Annotated in this window: 1 protein-coding gene and 2 pseudogenes; 1 reads left to right on the top strand and 2 read right to left on the bottom strand. The window is 73.4% G+C overall.

Going from position 1 to position 3,284, the window contains the following annotated elements:
• A pseudogene (locus EAO71_RS01300) lies at positions 1-435 on the bottom strand (hypothetical protein); the annotation flags it as partial.
• Positions 436-707: 272 nt separating this feature from the next.
• On the opposite strand from EAO71_RS01300, the gene EAO71_RS01305 reads away from it, so the two are divergent.
• Complete coding sequence (locus EAO71_RS01305) at positions 708-2,144, top strand: PP2C family protein-serine/threonine phosphatase (protein WP_147975905.1); 1,437 nt, start codon at positions 708-710, stop codon at positions 2,142-2,144.
• Positions 2,145-2,407: 263 nt separating this feature from the next.
• On the opposite strand, the pseudogene EAO71_RS01310 reads toward EAO71_RS01305, so the two are convergent.
• Positions 2,408-3,190, bottom strand: a pseudogene (locus tag EAO71_RS01310) (hypothetical protein); the annotation flags it as partial.
• Positions 3,191-3,284: the final 94 nt, after the last annotated feature.

A 3,284-nucleotide genomic window follows, 5' to 3' on the forward strand; every position in this document is an offset into this window, starting at 1 on the left:
GCCGCGGCGCGGTGCCGGCAGGACCCGGCCGTAGAGCAACGGGCCGGGGCCAAGGGAGAGGAGACCGGGGGCGGCGGTCAGCCGCTGCCACAGTTCCGCGTCGGCGACGAGGTCCGCCACGACGGTGGTCGTTCCGGGTGCCCGCAGGGCGAGTTCACCCGCCAGCCAGTGCCAGGGCAGCCCGGTGTACCGGAGCGTCGCGGCCGTGGTCCGCGCGAGGGCCAGGTGCGGCAGCTGCTGGCGGCGGTCCAGGTGCAACTGGCCCGCCAGGTAGACCGCCAGCGGTCCCGGGGCGGCCGCCGCGGCCCGCAACCGGGTCAGGACCGTCTGCGGGTCCAGGGGGTCGGCCAGTTCGACGACCGTCGCCGCCGGCGTACCGGTCAGCGCGCTCGGCGGCACCGCCGCCAGCGCGGGCAGCACCGAGGCCGCGTCCATCGCTCGTCCGCGCCCCGCGGGCGCTGCCGCCAGCAGCAGCGCCGTCCCCACCGTGTCCACCTCGTTGCTCACCACAGCAGCACCGTAACCTTCCTACCGGCGCTTACCGTTACCATCCTGAGGGCCGATACCCGGCGGGCCTGCGGCATATGCCGCAAGCACCACCGTATCGAGTGTTGCCAAATCCCTTACGGCCTGTCGTCGCCTGTGCCACAGTCGTAACCGGGCCTTGTTCCACTTCCGGCCGTGCCGCGCCTGTATCGGAGTACGACATGCCGTCCCCTCGCTTCGCGGACCGTCCCGCCCAGCCGTCAGAGCATGGCACGGTGGACGCGTTGATCTCGCAGACCCGGCGTCTGCGCGGAGACGTCGACGCCGTGCGCCGGGACGCCGTTCTGGACGAGGACGACCCCCAGAACCGCTGGCAGCGCGCCCTCTGCGATCTGGCCGTGCATCAACTCGACGACCTCGGCGCCCATCTCGGGCAGCTGAAGAACGGTCTGCCCGACGACCTGCCGACCACGCCCGGCGCCGCGTACGGCAGCGCTCCGGCACCCGCGCGCGCGTCCGCCGGCTCCCTGCTGAGCCGCGTCGGCAGCGCCGAGTGGAACCTGCTGACCGACGAGGTCAGCTGGTCCGAGGAGTTGTACCGGATCTTCGGCCGCACCGAGGAGAGCGGCCCCATGTCGCTCGACGAACTGCCGTCGATGGTCTTCGCGGAGGACCAGTCGCTGCTCCAGGCGATGGTGACGGACTGTCTGATCGACGGGAAGCCGATCGACGGCGAGTTCCGCATCGTCCGCACCGACGGCCGGGTCCGGACCCTGCACATGATGGGCGAGCCCGTCCTCGACCAGGACGGCTGCACCGCCTCCATGTGGGCCGTCTTACGGGACGTCAGCGAACTGCGCCGCAGCGAGCGCGCGGTCCGCGAGTCCCGTGACTCCCTCCAGCGCCGTCGTCACGTCGAGCGCACCGAGCGCAGGGTCGCCGTCGAACTCCAGGAGGCCGTCCTCCCCCCGTGGCGCGGTTCGCTGAGCTTCGCTCACGGCGGCCCGGGCGCCCCGCTCGACGTGGCGGGCCACTACCTGCCGGCCGCCAGCACCGGCCTCATCGGCGGCGACTGGTACGACGCGCTCGCGCTTCCGGACGGGGACGCCCTGCTGACGGTCGGTGACCTCACCGGGCACGGCGTGTCGGCCACCTCCTCCATGGCCATGCTGCTGGGCGCGCTGCGCGGGATGGCGGTGGCGGGGATCCGCCCCGCGGCTCTCATGGGTCACCTCAACCAATTGCTCGAGACCTCGGTCCAGCCGGCCCTGGGCAGCGCGATGTGCTGCCGCTACGACCCGGCGCGCCAGACGCTCTCCTGGGCGCAGGCCGGACACCCCGCCCCGCTGCTCTTCCGCGACGGGACGGGACGCGCCCTCGCCAGGCCCGACGGCGTGCTGCTGGGCGCGACGGCCGCTGCCTCGTACGAGGAGGCGGACATCCGGCTGCTGCCCGGCGATCTGCTGGTCCTGCACACGGACGGATTGACCCGCGGCCATGACGGGGACGACTCCGGTACGCAGCGGCTGCTGGAGCTCGCGCCACGGCTGGCGGCGGCGCGGGACGCGCAGGACTGCGTCCGGTCGGTGGTCGCGGAGTTCGGCGAGGCGCCGCGTGAGGACGACGCCTGCGTGATGGTGGTCAGGGTCGGTCGGTAGGGGTCGGGGGGACCTCGGCGAGGAAAGGGGTCCGGCTCCCGGAGTCGGACCGTGCGGGGGCGTGCCGCTCCCGGGCGGTGGCCGCACACACCGGTGAGACGAGGTCACCGGGTCGTGCCTCGTTCCAGGGCATACCGGCGGAGCCGGTGTGCCCTCGTGTGTGCGTGCGGGTGCCTGCGCGCCGGGGGCCCGGGCGTGTGCGCGGGAGTATGCGGAGGGGCACCTGGGTCCGTGCCCGTGACGTCGTACCCGGCGTCCCGCCGTCAGACCGTGCCGGTCCCCTGCGTGCCGGCCGCCGGGGTCGGCAGGGCGAGGGCGATCTCCTCGCGCAGGTCCTCGATCTTCGAGTAGCCGGCGTACTGCCCGGTCAGCCGGTACATCTCGCGCAGCCGGTCCCAGGTGCGGTGCGAGGAGGTGTCCCCCATCGACACGAGGGCGAGCCGGGCATAGCGGTCGGCCTGCTCCGGATCGTCGGCGATGAAGCAGGCCGAGGCCAGCGAGATGTAGTCGAAGAGCTTCGAGCGGTTGTGGCCGTTGCGCCGGAGTTCGAGCGCCAGCTTGGCGTGGCGCTGCGCCGGGACGGCGGCGGCCGGGTCGTGCTCCGCGAGGGTGCGGTAGGCCAGTGCCTGCATGCCGTGCATGTCGGCGTCGTCGAAGTTCTGCATCCAGCTCGGCGGCGGGACGTTCGCCCGGTCCGAGACGAAGAGGTCCTCGGCCTCGCCGAGCGTGCGACGCATGGCCTGGCCCTTGCCCATGGACGCCTGGGCCCATGCCTCGATGGTGTGCAGCATCGCCTGCGTCCGGGGCAGTACCTCGTCGCCCGAGCCGGACTTGGCGAGCTTCATCAGGTCGAGCGCGTCGTCGGGACGGCCGAGGTGCACCATCTGGCGGGCGGCGCGGGACAGTGCCTCGCCGGCCCGCGGCCGGTCGCCGCCCTCGCGTGCCGCGTGGGCGGCGATGACGAAGTACTTCTGGGCGGTCGGTTCGAGGCCGACGTCGTGCGACATCCAGCCGGCCAGCACGGCCAGGTTGGCGGCGACCGTCACCACCGAGCGGCTGCTGCTGCGGTCCGTCCGGACCGGCGACGTGCCGGCCGTCACCCGGCTGTGGACCGACCCGGAGGTGCGACGCCACCTGGGC

This window comes from Streptomyces sp. MS191 (genome assembly GCF_008042125.1).
GTDB lineage: Bacteria > Actinomycetota > Actinomycetes > Streptomycetales > Streptomycetaceae > Streptomyces.

Excerpts from the sequence above, each read along its gene's own strand:
- EAO71_RS01305 (WP_147975905.1), top strand. The coding sequence starts at position 708 with ATGCCGTCCCCTCGCTTCGCGGACCGTCCCGCCCAGCCGTCAGAGCAT.